Origin of the sequence: Streptomyces sp. NPDC007264, from assembly GCF_042869095.1 — a bacterium.
Classification (GTDB): domain Bacteria; phylum Actinomycetota; class Actinomycetes; order Streptomycetales; family Streptomycetaceae; genus Streptomyces.
Genome location: NZ_JBIAFD010000004.1, coordinates 300615 through 320871 on the forward strand (window position 1 = coordinate 300615; position 20257 = coordinate 320871).

Genomic DNA, 20257 nt, shown 5'->3' on the forward strand with positions numbered 1-20257 from the left:
GTCAGTAGGCCTTGCCGAGGTCCGAGCGGGCGTTGCTCCTGGCGTAGGAGCTGTCCTTGATAACGATGTCCTGGCCCACCTTCCGGCCCTGGGTGAAGGCGTCGAGGGTCTGGAAGGCGAGCGGTCCGAACCGCGGGTTGGACTCGATCACGCCGTAGATCCAGCCGTCGACGATGCCCTGCACGGCGTTGCGGGTGCCGTCGATGGTCACGATCTTCACGTCTCCGGGCTTCTTGCCCGCGCCCTTCAGGGCGTTGACGGCGCCGAGGCCCATCTCGTCGTTCTCGGCGTAGATCCCCGTGATGCCGGGCTTGGACTGGATGAGGTTCTCGGTGACCGACTGACCCTTCTCGCGGGCGAAGTCGCCCGTCTGCCGGAACACGATCTTCAGACCGGGTGCCTTCTCCTTGACGCGGTCCTCGAAGCCCTTGGTGCGCTCGGTGGTGACGTTGTTGCCGGCCGCGCCGAGCAGAATGGCGACCTCGCCCTTGCCGCCGGTCGCCTCGATCATCCGGTCGGCGGCCCGCCTGCCCTGCTCGGTGAAGTCGGAGCCGATGAAGCTCACGTAGTCCTTGCAGGCGGTGGCGTTGATCTTGCGGTCGATGGTCACGATCGGGATGTGCTTGGCGCCGGCGGTGCGCAGTACCGGTTCCCAGCCGTCGGAGTTGAGCGGCGCGATCACCAGGAGGTCCGCCCCCTTGGCGATGAGGTCCTGGACGTCGCTGATCTGCTTGGAGAACTGCGACTGGGCGTTGGCGGTGAGCAGTTCGACGCCTCGCTTCTGGGCCTCGGCCTTGATGGAGGCGGTCTCCGCGATCCGGAAGGGGTTGGCCTCCTTCTCGGACTGGGAGAAGCCGACGGTGGCGCCCTTCAGGTCGAGCTTCTGCCCGCCGTAGGCGTCGATGGCGCAGGTGGGGCCCGAACCGGTGCTCGGCGAGGCGACCACCTGGCCGGCGCCGTCCTGCTGCGAGGCGGAGCTGTTCTTGCCCGGGTCGTCCTCGGACTTGGTGCATCCGGTCGCGAGCGCGAGGCTCGTCACGAGGCCGGCGGCGAGGAGGTGTCGTGCGGAGGTGCGACGGACAGATGCGGTGGGCTTCATGGGAGTCCCCAAACGGCGCGGCCCCGGCGCTCAGAGCGCTGCCGGGGGGCTGGCTCTTGCGGTCAACTCGATGTGCACGTCGTTCAGGTGAGGTTTTTACATCGTTGAAAGACCTCTGTAAACCCTTCCGTCCGACATCCCGTCACCGCCGCCCCAGGGTGCTCTCCCGCTCGACGAGCTCGAACCGCGCGGTGAGTTCGCGCCCACCGGGCTCCTCGCGGCCCGACAGGCTGCGCAGCAGCGAGGCGACGGCCATCTTGGCGATGGCCCTCTTGTCCGGCGAGACGGTGGTCAGGGTGACGGCGCCGAAGCGTCCCTCCGCGATGTCGTCGAAGCCCACCACCGCAACGTCCCAGGGCACCCGCAGGCCCCGCTCGTGCAGCACCCGCATCGCCCCGATCGCGATCAGGTCGTTGAAGGCGAAGACGGCGTCCGGACGCACACCCGAGTCGAGCAGCTCGGCCATCGCACGCGCCCCGTCGTCCCGGTCCCAGCCGCCCACCGGCACCACCAGGCTGTCGGGCGCGGGCACCCCGGCCGCCGCCAGCTCCTCCCGCCAGCCGCCGAGGCGCAGATGGGCGGGCCGGTTCACGGAGTCGGTGCGCGCGCCGAGGTAGGCGATCCGGGTCCGGCCGCGGCCGAGCAGATGGCGTACCGCGCACCGGGCCGCCGCCACGTTGTCGATCGCGATGTGGTCGAAGGGCAGGTCGTACTCGCGCTCACCGAGCAGCACCAGCGGCACGTCGTCGGACCGGCCCTGAAGGTCCTCGGCCTCCAGGGCCAGCGGGCTCAGGATCAGCCCGTCGATCACCCGGGCCCGGAAGCCCTGGCTGACCAGGATCTCCTGCTCGCGCTCGCCCCGCGTGTGGTCGAGCAGGACGGTGAACTCGTGCTCGGCGGCCGCGTCGATCACGGCGCCGGCCAGCTCGGCGAAGTACGGGTTGCCGAGTTCGGGAACGGCCAGCGCGATGATCCCCGTGCGGCCCTTGCGCAGGTGGCGCGCGGTCAGGTTGGGCCGGTAACCGAGCTCGTCGATGGCCGCCTGCACCCGGGCCCGCATCGCCGGGGTGACGTGCGGATAGTTGTTCACTACGTTGGACACGGTCTTGATCGAAACGCCCGCGCGTTCCGCCACGTCCTTCAGGCTGACCCGCAAGGGATCTCCTCAGCGTCGATGGATGCCCCGCCCCCGGGGCTTCGTCATGGCTCTGGACAGGGGCCGGGAGCCGTGCTCTGATGCCAACTGCCGTTCCTTCCAACGTTGTACAGACTGAAGCAACGAGCCGCCACCCTTCCTCAGCCAAGGAGGATTCGTGCGCATCAGACCTCTCGGACAACGCCTCGCCCTGCTGCTCGCCGCGGCACTGGGCACCGCGGGACTCGCCTCGGCACCCGTCGCGACCGCGGTGGACGACCCCGTGGAGATCCACGGGCTCAAGGGCGAGTACTACACCCAGTCCGCTCCCGGCGCCTTCGACTTCCACGAGCTCAAGGCGACCGGATTCGACCCGAACCTCGACTTCGACACCCTGGAGCCGCGCCTGAGTTTCGCGACCGGCCGGTCGGACGACGTCAGTGTCCGCTGGACCGGCAAGATCGTCCCGGAGCGGACCGGCCCCACCACCTTCTCGATCACCGGCGACAACGGCTTCCGGCTGTGGGTCGACGGGAGGACGGTCATCGACCACTGGGTCGACGACTGGGACCGCGAACAGACCGGTGAGCCGGTCGAGTTGACCGCGGGCAAGGCATACGACATCAAGGTCGAGTACTTCGAGCACTACGGCGGCTCCAACCTCCATCTGCGCTGGACCGAGCCCGGCGGCAGCAAGGAGGCCGTCCCGCAGTCGGCGTTCCGGCTGCCCGACGGCTTCGACTACGACGGTGCCGTCGCGACCACCGTCCTGGGCACCGGCCGCACCCTCAGGCTCGACTTCGCGCAGCCTCTCGCCGCGCCGCCGGCCGACCTCGCCGACCACATCGACGCCGTGATCGGCGGCGCCAAGTGGCCGCTGGGGACGGCCGCGCCGGACCCCGCCGACCCCAGGGCGCTGCTGATCTCCCTGAAGGAACCGGTCGTCGGCGACAAGTCCGGCACGGCATCCGGGCCGGCGGACGTCCGCTACGACGGGCAGGGCGGTCTGACCAGGACGGACGGCAACGTTGTCGGGGCCTTCTGGAGCAGCGGCGCCAACAGGTCCACCTACGAGCTGCGCACCAGGTGGGCCGACCAGGTCTCCCCGCACAACGCCCACCCCGAGTACCCGAGGCCCCAACTCACGCGCGGGGACTGGCAGAACCTCAACGGCTCCTGGCAGTTCGCCGCGGCCCGGGCGGGGGAGCAGCCGCCGGTGGGCAAGAACCTCGGCGAGCGGATCCTGGTCCCCTATCCCGTGGAGTCCCAGCTGTCCGGGATCGAGCGGCACGAGGACCGCATGTGGTACCGGCGCACCTTCACCGTCCCGCGCGGCTGGCACATCGGCTCCGGCAGGCGTCTGCAGCTGAACTTCGGCGCGGTCGACTGGAGGGCCGAGGTGTACGTCAACGGCACCCGGGTCGCCCAGCACCAGGGCGGCTACGACAAGTTCGGTGCCGACATCACCGACGCCCTCAGGCCGGGCCGTACCCAGGAGCTGATCGTCGGCGTCCACGACCCGACCGACGCGGCGAACGGCGAGAACCCGCCGGTGGGCAAGCAGCGTCTGGACCCCAGCGGCATCTGGTACACCCCGACCTCGGGCATCTGGCAGACGGTGTGGATGGAACCGGTCGCCACCGACCACGTCGACTCCCTCGAGCTGACCCCGGACGTCGACGCGGGCACCCTCACCGTCCGGCCGCAGGGCGTGCGCGACGGCCTGCCGGTCACGGCGACGGCGTACGACGGCAGGCACAGGGTGGCCGTCGCCGCCGGCCGCACCGGCAAGCCCCTGACCCTGCACCTCCGGGACCCGCACCTGTGGTCGCCGAACGACCCGTTCCTGTACGGCCTGAAGGTGAGCGTCGGCGGCGACCGGGTCGGCAGCTACTTCGGGATGCGCTCGATCTCCGTGCAGCAGGTGAACGGCGTCCCGCGGACCGTCCTCAACGGCACCCCCGTCTTCATGATGGCGACCCTCGACCAGGGTTTCTGGCCCGACGGCCTGTACACCGCGCCGACGGACGAGGCCTTGGCGTACGACCTGAAGATGCACAAGAAGATGGGCTTCAACGCGGTGCGCAAGCACATCAAGGTCGAGCCCGACCGCTGGTTCTACTGGGCCGACCGGCTGGGTCTGCTGGTGTGGCAGGACATGCCCGCGATGACCGCCGGGGTGAACCCGAGCACCGCGGCCCGCGCCGAGTACGAGCGCGAGATGCGGCAGATGATCGACGAGCACATCAGCAGCCCGTCGGTCGTCATGTGGGTCACCTTCAACGAGGGCTGGGGCCAGTACGACATGGCCCGCATCGCCGACCAGGCCAAGTCCTGGGACCCGACCCGGCTGGTCAACTCCATGTCCGGGCTCAACCTCGGGGCCGACGGCGGCACCGGCGACATCATGGACGAGCACGGCTACCCCAGCCCCGCCCTGCCACCCCACCCCGACGGCCGGCGCGCCCTGGTCAGCGGCGAGTACGGCGGCCTGGGCCTCGCGGTGCCCGGGCACGCCTGGTCGGTGCAGCAGTCGTACGTCGACGTCGACCCGGCCACCTACACCGACGACTACCTGGCCAAGCTCGCCGAGGTGCACGCGCTGGCCTGCCAGGGCGGCAACGGCGCGGTCTACACCCAGATCTCGGACGTCGAGGGCGAACTCAACGGCCTGCTGACCTACGACCGCAAGGTCGTCAAGCCCGATGTCGAGCGGGTCGGGGCGGCCCAGCGAGCACTGATCGACGACGCGTCGCGGGCGACCCCGGCCGGCTGCGCCTGACCCGAGGACCGGTCCGCCCGCCGTGCGAGCGGCGGGCGGACCCGCACTTGCGGGGTCCGCCGACCGGGCGGGCCGGCGCAGCCGGATCGTCCGGCCCTCGTGCCATACTCCCCGCCATGACATCGGCCAACGGTTCTGATGGTTCCGCCGCCGTCGCGGACGGCATGGACACCCTGCTGTGGCGCTGGGTGGACCACATCAACCGGGACGACCCCTCACGGATCAAGAGACCGGAATGGTTCGCGCCCGCCGGTGAGTTGGTGCTCGACGAGCAGGTCACCTGGTTCGGGATGACGACCGTCGGCGGCTGGTACCACCAGCCATGGCCCGCCGGGACGGACAAGGCACCGGTGTACGCGGGTTTCCACTGGCACCGGCAGGACGACGCACCGCCCGTGGCCCGAGTCAGCGTCGTCGTCGTGCCGTTGGCGGATCCGGCCCGGATCACCGCGGCCGACTGGGACGACGGATACGGCGGCTACGAGCCCGCCCCGCTGAACGACTACGCCGTCCTGTGCAGCGATCCGTACGACCCGGGCGGCTCCGCCGACCGCGAGACGCACCTCCGTGCGGCCGAGCGCGTCATCGCGGCCGGTGACGCCGAGGGCCGCAGGGCCAACTACGCCGAGATCGTCACCGATCCGGACCGGGGAGGCAATGCGCTGTTCTTCCCGGTCGCAGCCGAGGAGAGGGACGGCTTCGAGGCGGTCGAGCCGGACGGCACGATCGTCTGCCTCGCCTTCACCGCCTACGACTTCGACTGACGGGCCGCGTAGTCGACGAACGCCGACCAGGCGGTGGGGGAGAGGGCGAGCTGCTCGCCCTCCGAGTGCTTCGAGTCGCGCACGTGGATACGGTCGGCCAGGGCGACCTCGACGCAGTTGTCCCCGGAACTGCCGCTGTAGCTGCTCTTGAACCAGGCCAGTTCGGTGCTGCTCATAACGCTCCTCGCATCTGCTCCAGCAGGCTCGTGCCGGGTTCACGGCCGAGAGCCTGCTGACGCAGCTTGCCATAACGCTGGAGCATTGCGCTCACGTCTTCCGGGCTGGTGATCAGGACGCTTGACTGCTGCCCTTCGGTGTACCCGATCCACTGGTGATCGGGGGTCTCCGCCAGGTACATCTGCCCGTCGACACCTACATGATCTTCTTGCCGCAGCGGCACCATCTGAATCTCCACGTTGCGCAGCCGCCCGGCCGTCAGCAAGTGGTCGATGAGAAACCTGGTGACCTCTGTGCCGCCCACCCGTCGTTCGATGAGGGCCTGCTCGATGATGAAGCTGAACGCAGTGTTCGGCCTCTCGGCGAGCAACCGCTGCCTTTCGAGCCGCGCTTCCACCTGCCGCTCGATCTGTGCCTCCGTCAGCGGCGGCAGCCGCCTCTCGAAGATCGCCCTGATGTACGGCTCCGGCTGCAACAGCCCCGGAATCGCCCGGCACTCGTACGCGTAGAGCGAGATCGCCTCCTCCTCGATCCCCGCCCACTGCTGGAACCACGACGCCAGGCCCTGCCTCCGCGTCAGGTTCCGCGCCGCCGCCCGCAGGACCCGCGGTGCCTCCAGCACCTCGCCGGCGCGCTCGACGAACCGCGGCTGCGGAAACCGCCTGCCCTGCTCCAGCTTGGCGATGGCATGGACCGAGTAGCCGACGATCTCCGCGTACTCCTCCTGCGTGAGCCCCGCGTCCTCCCGCAGCGCCTTGTGCACGGCGCCGAAAGCCTTGAGGCCGTCCGAGACCTCCGGTTCACCGTCGACCGCCCCGGCCCCCGCGTCCTCGACGTTCACCACGCCCGGCCACCTCCCGTACCCGCCACGCGCCCGACCCGCCCATGGTCACGGACCGTCACTCACCGTGTCCAGCGAGTGAACCGGTACAGCGCGGCTGTACCAGCGTCGTGCCTGTCGAACCGCCGCGCTGCCGGGACGCCGCCTCGTCGGTGTCAGCGGTGGGTCAGCTGGAGGCGCCAGGCTTCCGGGCCCCGCTCCAGGTACTCCACGGAGAACGTGCCCGGCCGTCGGTCCTCGATCTGGGCCAGGAGCGGCAGGGGGTCGTGGGGGGCGACCAGGACCATGGCCCGGCCCGCCGGTACGGCGTCGAGTGCGCCGAAGACGGTCGCATGCCGCAGGGCGTGCGGGACGCTGCGCACGTCGAGTTCGGGTACCGCGGCGTCGTTCGAGCCGCCGCAGGCGCACCCCCCGCCGCCACAGCCGCCCTGCCGCGCCTCGCCCTCCGCCTCGTCGTCCTCGTCGTCGTGCGCGTGACCGCCGAGCAACTCGTGCATGCCGGCGAGCAGTTCCGCCAGGGAGATGTCGGGCGCCGCCGCGAGCAGCGGCAGGATGAGGGAGTTCTCCTTCTCCAGGTGCTCCTCGAACAGCACCTGGAGCGCCCGGGCCTCGGCCGCCGCCCGTGCGGTGGAGGGCGCGGTGCGCAGCGCCTCCACGAGCGCCCCGATGCGCCGGTGCTCGGCGATCATGCCGTCGACCAGCAGACGGCCCTCCACCGTGCCGTGTGCGGCGGGGTACATGGCGGACTCCTCGGCGGCGGCGTGCGGCAGGAGTTCGCGTTCGCAGAAGGTGACCAGGCCGGCGCGGGTCCGCTCGGCCGCGTCCGGGTCGCGCTCGGCCTCCAGGAGCATCGTGACGCGTCCGGCCAGTTCGCCGGCCAGTTGGGCGTGGTGTGCCTCGACGGCTTCGGCGGCCGCGGCGTCTTCGGGGTCCGACGCGAGGGTGAGAGAACTCATGATCGTTACTCCAGCGGTTCCAGCGGTTGGGGGCCGGCCGGGTCCGACCGGGCCGGTGACTGCAATATACTACGGACATGTCCGTGGAAAATAAGGCTCTCCCTCTCCCGGGCGGCGGCTCGGACGACGACCCGTCGCTGTCCCGGCAACGCCGGGCGGTCCTCCAGCACCTGCGGGGCCAGGCCGCGCCGGTCACCTCGGCCGCGCTCGCCCGGGTCTGCGGACTGCACACCAACACCGTCCGCGAGCATCTGGACGCGCTCGTCGACCTCGACCTGGCCTTCCGCGAGCGGGCCCCCGCCGCCGGACGCGGCCGCCCCGCCTGGCGCTACCGGGCCGCCCTGCCCCAGCAGTCCCCCGTACGGGAGTACGCCGGACTCGCCGCCGTGCTCGCCGCGCAGATCGCCCGGACCAGCCCGGATCCGCAGGCGGCCGCCGTCGCCGCCGGGGAGGAGTGGGGCCGCGCCCTGGTCGCCGGGCAGGCACCCGGGCGCAGCCCGGAGGAGGCGCGCGGCCGGATCGTCGCCCTGCTCGGCGAGATCGGGTTCGCGCCGGAGACGGACGACGACGGCAACCGCGTACGGCTGCCGCGCTGCCCCTTCATCGAGGTCGCCCGCGAGTACCCGAACGTGATCTGCAACGTCCACGCCGGGCTGGTCAGAGCCGGTATGGCCGCGCTGGGCGGTGACGGTGAGCGGGTGGCCCTGCGGCCGTTCGCCGAACCAGGCGCCTGCGCGCTGCACTTCGACGCCGGACCGGAGGCCCCGGACGGCCGCGGCGACGCCCCTCCGGCGGACGGCCCCGAGCGCCCCCGGGGCACCCGGTGACCGCCACGGAGGGGAGCCGGGGGGCTCCCCGGACGTCCCCCGCCCCGGGCGCTGCCCCCGCGCGGCGGAGCGGTGCGGGGCGCGGAGTGCTCCTGCTGCCCGCCGGGTTCGCCCTCCTGGCCGGGCTGGACGCCGCCCTGCTCCGGCTCGGCCTGCCCGCCCCCGTCACCACCGGCCGGCTGCCCGATGTGCACGGGGTGCTCCTCGTGCTCGGGTTCGTCGGGACGCTGATCGCGCTGGAGCGGGCGGTCGCGCTGGGCCGCCGCTGGGCCTATCTGTCTCCCGCCTTCCTCGGCGCGGGCGGTCTGCTGCTGGTCGCACCCGTCACCACGCTCGCCGGGCGGCTGCTCTTCGTCGCCGGTACGGCCGTCCTGCTCGCCGTCCACACCCGGTTCTGGCAGCGGCAGCCGAGCGCCGCCCTGCTCGCCGAGGCGGCGGGCGCGGTGTCGGCGCTCGGTGCCGCGCTGCTGTGGCTGGGCGGACTGGACGTCCCCCGGCTGCTTCCCTGGCTGGCCGCCTTCCTCGTGCTGACCATCGCCGGGGAGCGGGTGGAACTGGCCCGCGTGGCCGCGCCGGCGCCCCGGGCCGAGCACGCCTTCCTGGCCTGTGTCGCCGCCGTGGTGGCCGGCACCCTGGCGAGCCTGCTGTGGCCGGCCCGGGGCGTCCTGCTGTTCGGCGCCGCCCTGCTCGCGCTCGTCCGGTGGCTCGTCATCCACGACGTGGCCCGCAGGATGCTGCGCTCGAGCGGGCTTCCCCGTTTCAGCGCCGCCTGTCTGCTGGCCGGGTACGCGTGGCTCTCCCTGGCGGGCGTGCTGTGGCTGTGGCCGGGTCCGGTCGGGGCCGGGGGCCGGTACGACGCCGTCGTGCACGCCGTCTTCCTCGGCTTCGTGCTGTCCATGATCATGGCGCATGCCCCGGTGATCCTGCCCGCGGTGCTGCGCCGTCCCCTGCCGTACCGGCCGGTGCTGGCCGCACCGGTCTGGCTGCTGCACGGCTCGCTGGCCCTGCGCGTCCTCGTGGGCGACCTCGGGGGCACCGGCTGGGCCTGGCGGCTCGGCGGGGTGCTCAACATCGTCGCCGTGCTGCTGTTCGTGGCGACGGCGGCAGCCCTCACACTCACCCGCACCGCGGGAGACGGGACGGCGCCACGTCCGGCGTCCCGGCCGCGTACCTCGGAGGAGACCCCCTCGTGAGCGCCCTGCCCCTCTCCCGTGATCCCCAGGGCCCCTCCTCGCCCGGTCTCCCGCCGGGCCCGCCCGGGCCGCCGACCGGCAGGTCGCCGCGCGCCGCCTGGCACCTCGGCGTGAACGTCGTGGTGGCGGTGTGGCTCGCGCTGTTCGCCGCCGGCTCGCTGGTCCACCCGTTCGTCCCGGCGGCCCGCTGGCTGCTCGTCCACCTGCTGCTGCTCGGCGCGGTCAGCAACGCCGTCGTCATCTGGTCCGGGCACTTCGCCGCCTCCGTGCTGCGGCTGCCCGAGGCGCACCGGGGGGCACCGGCGGTCCTGCGGCTGGCCTGCCTCAACGCCGGTGCCGTCGCCGTCGTCGGCGGCATGCTCACCGGCACCTGGCCCGCGGTCCTCGCGGGCGGTACCGCGGTCGCCGCCGCGGTGCTGGCCCACGCGGTGTGGCTGGTCCGGCTGCTGCGGCGGGCCCTGCCCAGCCGCTTCGCGATGACCGTCCGCTACTACGTCGCGGCGTCCGCGCTGCTGCCGGTGGGTGCCGGTCTCGGGGTCCTGATGGCCCGCGGCAGCCTGTCCGGCACCGGCCACGCGCGCGTCCTGCTGGCGCACGAACTGATCAATCTGCTCGGGTGGGTCGGGCTCACGGTGGCCGGGACCCTCATCACCCTGTGGCCGACGATGCTGCGCACGCGGGTGGCGGACGGTGCGGAGCGGGCGGGGCGCACCGCCCTGCCGGTGCTGCTGGGCGGCCTCGGGGCGGCCGTCGCCGCCGCGCTGCTGGCGCCGCCGCCGCTCGCCGCGGCGGGGGTGGCCGGTTACGCGGCGGGGCTCGTCGTCGCGGGGCTGCCCTGGGTGCGCGAGGCACGGGCCAAGGCCCCGTACTCCTTCGCCACCTGGTCGGTGGTCGCGGGCGGCGGCTGGCTGCTCGGCGCGCTGGCGGTGCTGGTCTGGATCCTGCTGACGGCGCCGACGTGGCCGGAGGTGGCGGACCGGGTGCCGGCGCTGACCGCGCCGCTCGCCGCCGGGTGGATCGCGCAGGTGCTGCTGGGGGCGCTCAGCTTCCTGGTGCCGGTGGTGCTGGGCGGTGGCCCCTCGGCCGTGCGGGCGGCGAACGCCGAACTGGACCGCGGCTGGCCGATGCGGCTGACCGCGGCCAACGCGGCGCTGGTGACGGCTCTGCTGCCGGTGCCCAGCGCGGTGCGTGTCGTGTGCTCGGTGGTGCTGCTGGCGATGCTGGTGTGGTTCCTGGTGCTGCTGGTGCGGACGGTGGTCCGGCACCGCGCGGCACGCCGCGGCGCGGCGGCGCCGGACAGCCCGCCCGCACCGCCGGCGCCCCCGGCCGCGCCGTCCTCGCCGTACCGCGTCCTGGGCGGCGTGGCCGCGGGCGTGGCGGTGGTGGTGCTGGCGGTCGCGGCGGGCGGTGCGGTGGACGTACGGTCGCTGCCCGTCGCCCCGGGGTCGCACTCCGCCGCGCTCACGGCGGACGGGAACCGGGTGCGGCCCACCGGCCGCACGACCACGGTGGAGGTGACCGTGCACGGCATGCGGTTCTCCCCGGACTCCGTCGAGGTGCCCGTCGGCAACCGCCTGGTGATCACGCTGCGCAACCACGGCACCGACCGCCACGATCTGGTCCTGGAGAGCGGCGCCCGCACGGGCCGGCTGTCCCCGGGCCGGCAGGCGACCCTGGACGCGGGCGTCATCGGCCGTGATCTGGAGGGCTGGTGCTCGATGGCCGGGCACCGGCAGATGGGCATGGTGTTCACCGTGAAGGCCACCGGAACCCCCAAGACCACCGGCGACAGCGCGTCCGCCACGGGCGCGGGGACGGACGGCCGGGAGGCCGGGGGGCACGCGGGCCACGGCACCGGCACCGCGGCCGCCGGATCCGGGACGTCCGCCGCCGAGGACTTCGACCCCATGGCCCGGCCGTCCCACGGCTTCACGGCCCGCGATGCCGCGCTGCCGCCCGCCGAGGGCGGCGACGGCCCACGCGTCCACCGGCGCACCTTCACCGTCCGGGAGACCCGGAAGGAGGTCGCGCCCGGGGTCCGGCAGACCGTGTGGACCTACGGCGACACCGCGCCGGGACCCGTGCTGCGCGGCCGCGTGGGGGACAGGTTCGAGATCACGCTCGTCAACGACGGGTCGATGGGCCACTCGGTCGACTTCCACGCCGGGACGCTCGCTCCGGACCGGCCGATGCGGACGATCCAGCCGGGCGAGTCGCTGACGTACCGGTTCACGGCCACCCGCAGCGGTGTGTGGATGTACCACTGCTCGACGATGCCGATGTCGCTGCACATCGCCAACGGCATGTACGGGGCGGTGGTCATCGATCCGCCGAACCTGCCGCGCGCCGACCGGGAGTACCTGCTGGTCCAGTCCGACCTCTACCTCGGCCCGCAGGGCGGGACCGCCGACCCAGCGAAGGTGGCCGCGCAGCGGCCCGACGCCGTCGTCTTCAACGGGTACGCCGGCCAGTACACGTACGCGCCCCTGAAGGCCCGTACCGGCGAGCGGGTGCGGATCTGGGTGCTGGACGCGGGACCGAACCGGGCGAGCGCGTTCCACGTGGTCGGCGGGCAGTTCGACACCGTCTACCAGGAGGGCGCCTACCGGCTGCGGCGGGACGATCCGGGGCACGGAGGCGCGCAGGTGCTGTCTCTCGCCCCGGCGGAGGGCGGATTCGTCGAGTTGTCCTTCCCCGAGGCGGGGACGTACCCGTTCGTCTCGCACATCATGAGCGACGCCGAGCGGGGGGCACGCGGGGCGTTCGACGTCACGCGATGAGCCGGCGCGACGAGGGGACGCGACGAGGGGACGCGACGAGAGCACGCGGAGTTCGAGTTCGCGCTCGTCCTGGGGAGTACGTGGGGAGCACGTGGGGAGCACGTGAGGAGGATTTGAGGAGATGTGGGGTCGCCGTGGGCCCCGCCGGCCCCGGCCGGTGAGGCGGACGCACCGCGGATCGGGCGCCGATCGGGCACCGACCGGATGGCGCGCGGGGCCGCGAACACCGGCCCAAGGGCACGTCCACGGCCGGAAAAACGTATCCGCGGCGGGATGCGTCCCCCGCTCGCCCCGGGTGCCCGAACGGTTGGTGAAGGTGTGCCTTCCGGTCGTTTCCGAGGTGCTTTGTGAAGGCTTCCGAGGGGATGTCAGTTCCGTGGTGGGGGCACCCGGTTGGCCGTCACGGCGGTGATACGATCACCGCACTTGTCGAGCGGGCGGATGGACGCACAACACGACATCTGAGACCGAGAGGACAGCCCGGCCGAAACGTGGCGCGGGCGCCTGAAGGCCCATCCGCGTTGACGGGATTTCAGCAGCTGACCTTCAGTCGTCTGAAGAGAGTCATATGACGCACTACTTGCAGGACCCGGCATTCTGGGCTTTCCTCGTCGTAGTTCTTGTCGCAGCTGCCTTTGCTGTTCGCCAGCGTAGGGCGGCACGGAATTTACGGCGGGAGATCGATGGGCTCAGGACCCATTACGACGAACTCGAGAACCACTATTCGGAATCCGTCAAAAAGGCGCAGGAACACGCCGAAGAGGAAACCAAAACCGCCCTCAAGTCCGCCATGCGGACGATTCAGGGTCTCGCTGCCGAACAGCAGTTGATCATTTCGAGGCTGCAGACCAAATACGGTGAGTCGGTCATTCTGCAGGACCTTCTGGACATCGACCACATGAATTCACAGTTCGGTCGGCGCGCCCAGTCCATCGCCGTGCTGTGCGACGGCTGGCTGGGGCGGCACCGCGAGGTCGCCTCGGTCTACGACGTCGTGCGCAGCGCGCAGGGCAGGATCCGTCACTTCCAGCGGGTGGAGATCCTCTCGCAGGTCGACTTCGGCATCACCAGCCGGGCCGTCGAACCGGTGGCCCTGGCCCTTGCGGAGCTCCTCGACAACGCGACCAGCTATGCCAGCCCCGACACCATCGTCGAGATCAACGTCCGTGCCGTGCCCAAGGGCATCTGCATCGTCGTCGACGACGCGGGTGTCGGCATGAACGAGGAGGAGCGGGCCCGGGCGACGAGGCTGCTGTCGAGCGAGCGCGTCTCGGGCGTCTCGCAGCTCGGCAACCCGCCGCAGTTCGGTTTCGCGGTGATCGGTGTGCTCTGCGAGCGCTTCGGCTTCACCGTGTCCGTGGACTCCACCTCCCCCTACGGCGGTGTGCGGGCGGTCCTCCTGCTGCCCGACGAACTCCTCACTGCCATGCCCGACCCGAAGGAGACCGCCCCGGCCGCCGAGGCCGTCTCCGCGCCGGGCCTCAACGGGCCCCACTCCTCGCCGAACATGTCCACGACCGCCGACGGCCTGCCCAAGCGGCGCCGCAAGCGGCCGATGGCCCTCGTATCCACCGGTTCGGCACCCGCGCAGGCATCGAAGGGCTCGCGTGCCCCGAGGCGACGCTCCGACGAAGACACGGCAGCGATCATGGCCGCCTTCCAGCGGGGCACGGTGATCGGCCGGTCCTCGCATCCGGACACGCCGGATGAGACGAGCAACACACGCGATGCAAGCAGTGAAGGACATGAGGTCTCGTGAAGAACGATCTGGCGTGGATGCTTGACAGTGCCCTGGAGATCCCCGGGGCCCTGCATGCCGTCCTGGTCTCCGCCGACGGGCTGCTGATGGCCCGTTCCAAGGGGGTCGACAAGGACATGGGGGACACCGTCGCCGCCGCGATGAGCGGTGTGCAGTCGCTGAGCCGGTCGATCGGGTTCTTCTGCGAGGGATCCGAGCGGCGGTGGCGGCAGACGCTGGTCGAGTTCGACGAGGGATGGGTCTTCCTGATCTCCGCGGGAGAAGGCGCCTACCTGGCGGTCTCGGCGGCGCTCGACGTCGACATGGGGGACATCACCTTCCGGATGCAGCAGCTCGTCGGCCAACTGGGCAAGGAACTGACGACGCCGCCGCGCGAGAACGCCGGTTCACGGCCATGACCGACGCCAGCCGACCGGAGCCCGAAGCCGCGGAGTTGGTGCGCCCTTACGTCATCACCAAGGGACGCAGTCTCCCCGATCACGAGCAGTTCTCGCTCATCACCCTGATCACGGCGGTGACGGACCACCAGCAGCGGCCGAACCGGCTGTCCCCGGAGGAGCAGAAGCTGCTGACGATGTGCACCGGCGGTTACCTCTCGGTCGCCGAGATCGCCGGGCACACGCGCTTACCCCTGGGGGTGGTGAAGATCCTGCTCGCCGCTCTCGCGGAAGGCGGATACATCGTCATACGCCCGCCCGCGGCGCGTGCCCAGGTCACCGACGTACGGATCCTCGAGGAGGTGCTGAATGGTCTCCGGGCCAAGTTTGGCTGAGCACGCCTACGTTCGCGGCGGCGACACCCAGACTCCCGTGAAGATCCTGGTCGTCGGGCACTTCGCGGTGGGCAAGACCACCTTCATCGGGTCCATTTCCGAGATCCCCCCGCTGTCCACCGAGGAGAGGATGACACGGGCGGGGGAGACGGTCGACGACCTCAAGGGCGTCGCCGGCAAGACCACCACCACGGTGGCCATGGACTTCGGACGGCTCACGCTCAGCGACCGGGTCGTCCTCTATCTGTTCGGCACACCCGGTCAGCAGCGCTTCCTGCAGATGTGGGAGGCCATGGCCCGCGGTGCCCTCGGGGCGCTGGTGCTGGTCGACCCCGAGCGGCTGGCGGACTCCTTCGCCGTGATCGACCTGATCGAGCAGTACGGACTCGACTACGCGATCGCCGTCAACCGCTTCGACGGTTCGCCGCTGCGCGAGGAAAGGGCGCTGCGCGAAGCGCTGGACCTGCTCGATGACACGCCCGTGGTCACGTGTGACGCACGGGACGAGAAATCGTCGGCCCAAGCACTGATCACACTCGTCCGCTATTTGCAGGACCGTGCACTTCAGGAGCAGACATGAGCGCCCATTCCACCGATCCCGCGCCCCCGCCGGGGTGCCCCGCCCACGACAGCGGCCTCAGCGTGCCCCTGTACGGGCCGGAGTTCGCCGCCGATCCGCAGGCCTACTACGAGTACATGCGCCACCACGGGCCGACCGCGCCGGTGGAGCTCGCACCCGGGGTGGAGGCCACCCTGGTCACCGACTACACGACGGCGCTCCAGCTGCTGCAGGACTCCGGGACCTTCCGCAAGGACGGCCGCCGCTGGCGCGACCTCAACGAGGGCAGGATCAGCCCGGACAGCCCGGTGCTTCCCCTGCTGGTGCACCGGCCCAACTGCATGTTCACCGACGGCGCCGAGCATCTGCGGCTGCGCCAGGCGGTCACCGACAGCTTCGCCCAAGTGGACTCCCGCCGGCTCAGCCAGAGCACCCAGCGGGTCTCCGACTACCTCATCACCCAGTTCGGCACCCGCGGTTCGGCCGACCTGCTCAACGACTACGCCAAGCAGCTCCCGCTGTTCGTGTTCAACGAACTCTTCGGCTGCCCCGCGGACATCGGTGACCGGGTCATGTTCGGCATCGCCGGCATCTTCGACGGCATCAACGCAGAGAAGGCCAACGCGGTGCTGTTCCAGGCCGTGAGCGAGCTGGTGCAGATCAAGCGGAACAGGCCGGGCGACGACGTCACCTCCTGGCTGATGCAGCATCAGGCACGGCTGAACGACGAGGAGATGGCCCACCAGCTGGTGCTGCTCCTGGGAGCGGGCGCCGAACCGCTGCGCAACCTGATCGGCAACACCCTGCACCGGCTGCTCACCAACGACCGGTACGCCAACGGCGGCCTGATCGACGAGGCCATCGACGACACGCTGTGGGAGAACCCCCCCATGGCGAACTACGCGCCGCACTATCCGGCCGCGGACATGGAGTTCGCCGGGCAGAAGGTGCGGGCGGGCGACCTGATGCTGATCAGCTTCGCCGCCGCCAACACCGGGCCGACGCTCACGGCGGCCCGCCAGGCGGGCAGCAACCGCTCCCACCTGGCCTGGAGCGCGGGCCCGCACGCGTGCCCGTCCAAGGAGCCGGCCCGGCTCGTCACGGTCTCGGCCATCGAGAACCTGCTCAACCGGCTCCCCGACGTCGAACTCGCGGTGCCGGAGGACAGCCTGACCTGGCGCCCCGGCCCCTTCAACCGGGCGCTCGCCACGCTGCCCACCCGCTTCACCCCGATGCGGACCGTGCGCCGTCCCGACCCGTCGGCGGGCGGGCAGACGGCCGCGGCCGGCACCCCGGACGACGGCGGATCCCGCAAGCCGGAGCGTGGACTGTGGAGTTCGTTCCTGACGTGGTGGAAGGGGTGATGCACGCAACACCCGGCCAACTCCCCCATACTGCATGAAAGTTGAACGGGTGGGGTAGTGAGCAGCGCGGTACGCGTGTTGAAATCGAGTTGAAGGAGGTGTGGTGGACCACGTATCCACCGCCGCCGATCCCGCTCAGCGCTTCGCCGCTTCACTTCCCCGGGAACACATCCACCCCATAAGTCCGTTGTCTTCCGCTCCGGATGCCGAGATACCCGTCTGCGAGGACGGGTATCTTTTCGCCCTCTTCCGGGCGAGCGCCCGTTCCGGGACGCCTCTCCCGGCCCCGCCGTCCCGTGTGCACCCTCGCCGGTGCCGGGACGTCCGGTGATCCCCGTCCGGTCCGGCGGCCCGGCTCCCGTCGGACATCCCCCTACGCTTGGCATGTTCACAACTAAACAACTGCGGCGGCTGTGCGCCGTCGCGGGGCTCGACCGGAGCGACGCGGACACGTACGCGAGCGTGCTGGCCGAGTACCTGGGCGCCGTGGCCGAGCGCCCGCTCGACCTGCCTCCGCCGTCCGGGAGCTTCCTGTCCGACGACCATACGCCGGTGGAGTTCTCCCTCGCCTTCCTGCCCGGTACCGCGCCGTCGCTGCGTGTGCTGCTGGAGCCGGGCTGCGGTGCCGGCAGCCTGGCGGAGAACGGGCGCATCGGCTTACGTGCGCTGCGGTCCATGACGCGGCGCTGGGGCTTCGCCTCCGACCGGCTCGACCTGCTGGAGGACCTGTTCTTCCCGTCCTCCCCGCACGGCCCCCTGGCGGTGTGGTGCGCGCTGGAGTTGCGTCCCGGCGGCGTCCCCCGGCTGAAGGCGTATCTGAACCCCGCGGCGTCGGGGCCGGAACGCGCCGCCGGGACCGTACGGGAGGCACTGGAACGGCTCGGCCACCGGGAGGCGTTCGCCGCGCTGCCCCCGGCCGACGGCTACCCGTTCCTCGCCCTCGACCTGGGCGACTGGGAAGCACCCCGGGTGAAGGTCTACCTCAGACACGACGGTCTGGCGGCCTCGGAGGCCGGCGGTCTGTCCCGCGCGGACTCCGGTCCGGCACCCGGGACCGTGGCGGACTTCTTCCGTACGGCGGCCGGGGCCGACGGGTGGACGCCGTCCGGGCCCGGGACGGAGCAGGAGATGCGGCTGGGCAGGCGGCCGGCCCTCACCTGCCACTCCTTCACGGAGACCACGACCGGTCTGCCGAGCGGTTTCACCCTCCACGTCCCGGTCAGGGACTACGTCCGCGACGACGCGGAGGCCCATGCCCGGGCGGTGGCCGTGCTCGGCCGGCACGGCATGGACGCCACGCCGCTCACCCGGGCGCTGGCCGCCGTCACCGGGCGCAGACCGGAGGACGGGACCGGGCTCATCGCCTACCTGGCGCTGGTCCACGAGCGGGGCAGACCGCTCCGGGTGACCGCATACGTCTCCTCGGAGGCGTACGGGGTCCGGCCGCCGGCCGACCCCGCACCGCCGCGGACGGTGCCGTCCGCACACCGTCGGGCCCCGGCTTCCGGGACCGCGCAGCAGTCGCAGCAGCCGATACAGACAGGAGCAGGGATCACAGTGGAGCCGTACCGGATCAAGGTGGTCGAGCCCATTCCGATCACCACGCGCGAGCAGCGCGAGGAGGCGCTGAAGCGCGTCCACTACAACGTCTTCGACCTGCGCGCCGACGAGGTGACCATCGACCTGCTGAGCGACTCGGGCACGGGTGCGCTGTCGGCCGCTCAGATGGCCGCGGGAATGGAGGGCGACGAGTCCTACGCGGGCTCCCGCTCCTTCTACCGGTTCCGCGAGACGGTGGCCGAGCTGACCGGTTATCCGCACATCCTGCCGGCGCACCAGGGCCGGGCCGCGGAACGCATCCTGTTCTCGTCCCTGCTCGAACCCGGCAGCATCGTCCTGTCCAACACGCACTTCGACACCACCCGCGCCAATGTGGAGCTGGCGGGCTGCCAGGCCCGCGACCTGCCCTGCCCCCAGGCCCGCGACCTCGACAGCGAGGAGCCGTTCAAGGGGAACATCGACCTGGAGGCGCTGCGGCGGGAACTCGAAGGACCCGACGGCCCCAAGGTCGCCGCGGTGGTCATGACCATCACCAACAACGGCGGCGGTGGTCAGCCGGTCTCCATGGAGAACCTGCGGCAGGCCGCCGACCTCTGCCGACGGCACGGTGTCCCCCTGCTCCTGGACGCCGCCCGGTTCGCCGAGAACGCCTGGCTGGTGACCCGTCACGAGGCGGGCTACCAGGACCGCACTCCCCGGCAGGTCGCGGAGGAGGCCTTCCGGCTGGCCGACGGCTGCATGATGAGCGCCAAGAAGGACGGCATCGTCCACATCGGCGGATTCATCGGGCTGAAGGACCCCGAACTCGCCGAGAAGTGCGAGCGTCTGCTCATCGCCACCGAGGGCTTCGCGACCTACGGGGGCCTCGCCGGACGCGACCTCGACATGATGGCCCAGGGCCTGCTGGAGGTGACCGAACCGTCCTACCTCGCGGAGCGTGCCGACATCGCGGCCCACCTCGCCCGGCGGGTCCGCGGCGCCGGCGTCGACATCCTGGAGCCCCCCGGTCTGCACGCGCTGTACCTCAACGCCGGTCGCCTGTTCCCGCACATCCCGGCCCACCACTACCCGGGGCACGCCCTGTCCTGCCAGCTCTACCTCGAGGGCGGTATCCGCTCGGCCGAACTCGGTTCCCTCTACCTCGGCGAGGAGGACGAGGACGGCAACCCCGTCAAGAGCGCACCGTTCGAACTGGTCAGGCTCGCGCTGCCGCGCCGGGTCTACACGCGCAGCCACTACGACCACATCGGCAGGACGCTGGAGAGCATCGCCAAGAAGGCGGAGTCGGTCGGCGGCTTCAAGATCGTGGAACAGTCCCCGATCCTGCGTCACTTCCGCGTGAAACTCCAGCCGGCCTGACCCTGCCCCTTCCGTCGGACCCGCGAGTCGACGTCCGACCTTCCGGCTCCGCCGCCCGGCGGCGGGGCCTCCCACGGCCCGCCGCCGCGGCCGGCCCCGATCCGCGGATCTCTCCCCATGCGACCTTATGAGTTGCTAATCTGCGCAATTAATCAGGCCGTCACTCCTGCGGATCTCCTGACGGGCGGGTGGTGCCATGCGCTTACGGCGGGCCGGCGGGGCCGTACTGCGCGACGGTCAATGATCCGCCAAGCGGGCAAAGCACAGTAAAAGCCTCGTATCCGGTCGAGGCGTGTCCCGTTGGACACCCTGCGGACCGGTCCGCACCGC

16 protein-coding genes are annotated in these 20257 nt (G+C 71.5%); 11 read left to right on the forward strand and 5 right to left on the reverse strand.

The features are described 5' to 3' along the window. Nucleotide 1: 1 nt before the first annotated feature. Together ACFYMU_RS08525 and ACFYMU_RS08530 are read right to left on the reverse strand one after the other, a co-directional pair. The gene (locus ACFYMU_RS08525; protein ID WP_388369845.1) at nucleotides 2–1099 is read right to left on the reverse strand and encodes an ABC transporter substrate-binding protein; all 1098 of its coding nucleotides are present in this window, start codon (nucleotides 1097–1099) and stop codon (nucleotides 2–4) included. Nucleotides 1100–1241: 142 nt separating this feature from the next. Further along, entirely contained in the window at nucleotides 1242–2255 is a 1014-nt protein-coding gene (locus ACFYMU_RS08530) for a LacI family DNA-binding transcriptional regulator (RefSeq protein WP_388369848.1), read from the reverse strand. Nucleotides 2256–2412: 157 nt separating this feature from the next. On the opposite strand from ACFYMU_RS08530, the gene ACFYMU_RS08535 reads away from it, so the two are divergent. Together ACFYMU_RS08535 and ACFYMU_RS08540 are read left to right on the forward strand one after the other, a co-directional pair. Further along, nucleotides 2413–5016 carry a PA14 domain-containing protein gene (locus ACFYMU_RS08535; RefSeq protein ID WP_388369851.1) on the forward strand — a complete coding sequence of 868 codons (2604 nt, stop codon included), beginning with the start codon at nucleotides 2413–2415 and terminating at the stop codon, nucleotides 5014–5016. Between the two features lie 116 nt (nucleotides 5017–5132). Then, nucleotides 5133–5780 (forward strand): hypothetical protein, encoded by a 648-nt coding sequence (locus tag ACFYMU_RS08540; RefSeq protein ID WP_388369854.1) that lies wholly within the window; start codon nucleotides 5133–5135, stop codon nucleotides 5778–5780. On the opposite strand, the gene ACFYMU_RS08545 is transcribed toward ACFYMU_RS08540, so the two are convergent. The 3 genes from ACFYMU_RS08545 to ACFYMU_RS08555 all read right to left on the reverse strand — a co-directional run bounded on the left by ACFYMU_RS08545 (nucleotide 5765) and on the right by ACFYMU_RS08555 (nucleotide 7754). Continuing rightward, nucleotides 5765–5956: a DUF397 domain-containing protein gene (locus ACFYMU_RS08545; RefSeq protein WP_388369857.1), complete on the reverse strand. Its 192-nt coding sequence runs from the start codon at nucleotides 5954–5956 to the stop codon at nucleotides 5765–5767. The genes ACFYMU_RS08540 and ACFYMU_RS08545 overlap by 16 nt on opposite strands. Further along, on the reverse strand, nucleotides 5953–6801 hold the full coding sequence (locus ACFYMU_RS08550; protein ID WP_388369860.1) for a helix-turn-helix domain-containing protein: 849 nt from the start codon (nucleotides 6799–6801) through the stop codon (nucleotides 5953–5955). The genes ACFYMU_RS08545 and ACFYMU_RS08550 overlap by 4 nt, the downstream gene beginning before the upstream one ends. Before the next feature lie 152 nt (nucleotides 6802–6953). Next, complete coding sequence (locus ACFYMU_RS08555) at nucleotides 6954–7754, reverse strand: DUF2249 domain-containing protein (RefSeq protein ID WP_388369863.1); 801 nt, start codon at nucleotides 7752–7754, stop codon at nucleotides 6954–6956. A 77-nt stretch (nucleotides 7755–7831) separates the two neighbouring features. On the opposite strand from ACFYMU_RS08555, the gene ACFYMU_RS08560 reads away from it, so the two are divergent. The 9 genes from ACFYMU_RS08560 to ACFYMU_RS08600 all read left to right on the forward strand — a co-directional run bounded on the left by ACFYMU_RS08560 (nucleotide 7832) and on the right by ACFYMU_RS08600 (nucleotide 19927). Then, nucleotides 7832–8581 carry a helix-turn-helix transcriptional regulator gene (locus ACFYMU_RS08560; RefSeq protein WP_388369866.1) on the forward strand — a complete coding sequence of 250 codons (750 nt, stop codon included), beginning with the start codon at nucleotides 7832–7834 and terminating at the stop codon, nucleotides 8579–8581. 86 nt (nucleotides 8582–8667) lie between these two features. Then, nucleotides 8668–9774, forward strand: a complete 1107-nt coding sequence (locus tag ACFYMU_RS08565) for a hypothetical protein (protein ID WP_388369869.1) — start codon at nucleotides 8668–8670, stop codon at nucleotides 9772–9774. Then, the gene (locus ACFYMU_RS08570; protein ID WP_388369872.1) at nucleotides 9771–12554 is read left to right on the forward strand and encodes a multicopper oxidase domain-containing protein; all 2784 of its coding nucleotides are present in this window, start codon (nucleotides 9771–9773) and stop codon (nucleotides 12552–12554) included. Before ACFYMU_RS08565 ends, ACFYMU_RS08570 begins: the two co-directional genes overlap by 4 nt. A 568-nt stretch (nucleotides 12555–13122) precedes the next feature. After that, entirely contained in the window at nucleotides 13123–14313 is a 1191-nt protein-coding gene (locus ACFYMU_RS08575; RefSeq protein WP_388369875.1) for an ATP-binding protein, read from the forward strand. Then, complete coding sequence (locus ACFYMU_RS08580) at nucleotides 14310–14711, forward strand: roadblock/LC7 domain-containing protein (protein ID WP_388369878.1); 402 nt, start codon at nucleotides 14310–14312, stop codon at nucleotides 14709–14711. Before ACFYMU_RS08575 ends, ACFYMU_RS08580 begins: the two co-directional genes overlap by 4 nt. Next, a complete protein-coding gene (locus ACFYMU_RS08585; RefSeq protein WP_388369880.1) occupies nucleotides 14708–15085 on the forward strand; it encodes a DUF742 domain-containing protein in 378 nt (125 codons plus the stop codon). The genes ACFYMU_RS08580 and ACFYMU_RS08585 overlap by 4 nt, the downstream gene beginning before the upstream one ends. Then, entirely contained in the window at nucleotides 15060–15665 is a 606-nt protein-coding gene (locus ACFYMU_RS08590) for an ATP/GTP-binding protein (RefSeq protein WP_388369883.1), read from the forward strand. Before ACFYMU_RS08585 ends, ACFYMU_RS08590 begins: the two co-directional genes overlap by 26 nt. Continuing rightward, nucleotides 15662–17008, forward strand: a complete 1347-nt coding sequence (locus ACFYMU_RS08595; protein WP_388369886.1) for a cytochrome P450 — start codon at nucleotides 15662–15664, stop codon at nucleotides 17006–17008. Before ACFYMU_RS08590 ends, ACFYMU_RS08595 begins: the two co-directional genes overlap by 4 nt. 384 nt (nucleotides 17009–17392) lie before the next feature. Beyond that, a complete protein-coding gene (locus tag ACFYMU_RS08600) occupies nucleotides 17393–19927 on the forward strand; it encodes a tryptophanase (protein ID WP_388369888.1) in 2535 nt (844 codons plus the stop codon). Nucleotides 19928–20257: the final 330 nt, after the last annotated feature.

Coding starts and splice junctions, on each gene's coding strand:
- ACFYMU_RS08525 (WP_388369845.1), bottom strand. CDS start 1,099: ATGAAGCCCACCGCATCTGTCCGTCGCACCTCCGCACGACACCTCCTC.
- ACFYMU_RS08540 (WP_388369854.1), top strand. CDS start 5,133: ATGACATCGGCCAACGGTTCTGATGGTTCCGCCGCCGTCGCGGACGGC.
- ACFYMU_RS08545 (WP_388369857.1), bottom strand. CDS start 5,956: ATGAGCAGCACCGAACTGGCCTGGTTCAAGAGCAGCTACAGCGGCAGT.
- ACFYMU_RS08555 (WP_388369863.1), bottom strand. CDS start 7,754: ATGAGTTCTCTCACCCTCGCGTCGGACCCCGAAGACGCCGCGGCCGCC.
- ACFYMU_RS08560 (WP_388369866.1), top strand. CDS start 7,832: ATGTCCGTGGAAAATAAGGCTCTCCCTCTCCCGGGCGGCGGCTCGGAC.
- ACFYMU_RS08575 (WP_388369875.1), top strand. CDS start 13,123: ATGACGCACTACTTGCAGGACCCGGCATTCTGGGCTTTCCTCGTCGTA.
- ACFYMU_RS08585 (WP_388369880.1), top strand. CDS start 14,708: ATGACCGACGCCAGCCGACCGGAGCCCGAAGCCGCGGAGTTGGTGCGC.
- ACFYMU_RS08590 (WP_388369883.1), top strand. CDS start 15,060: ATGGTCTCCGGGCCAAGTTTGGCTGAGCACGCCTACGTTCGCGGCGGC.
- ACFYMU_RS08595 (WP_388369886.1), top strand. CDS start 15,662: ATGAGCGCCCATTCCACCGATCCCGCGCCCCCGCCGGGGTGCCCCGCC.
- ACFYMU_RS08600 (WP_388369888.1), top strand. CDS start 17,393: ATGTTCACAACTAAACAACTGCGGCGGCTGTGCGCCGTCGCGGGGCTC.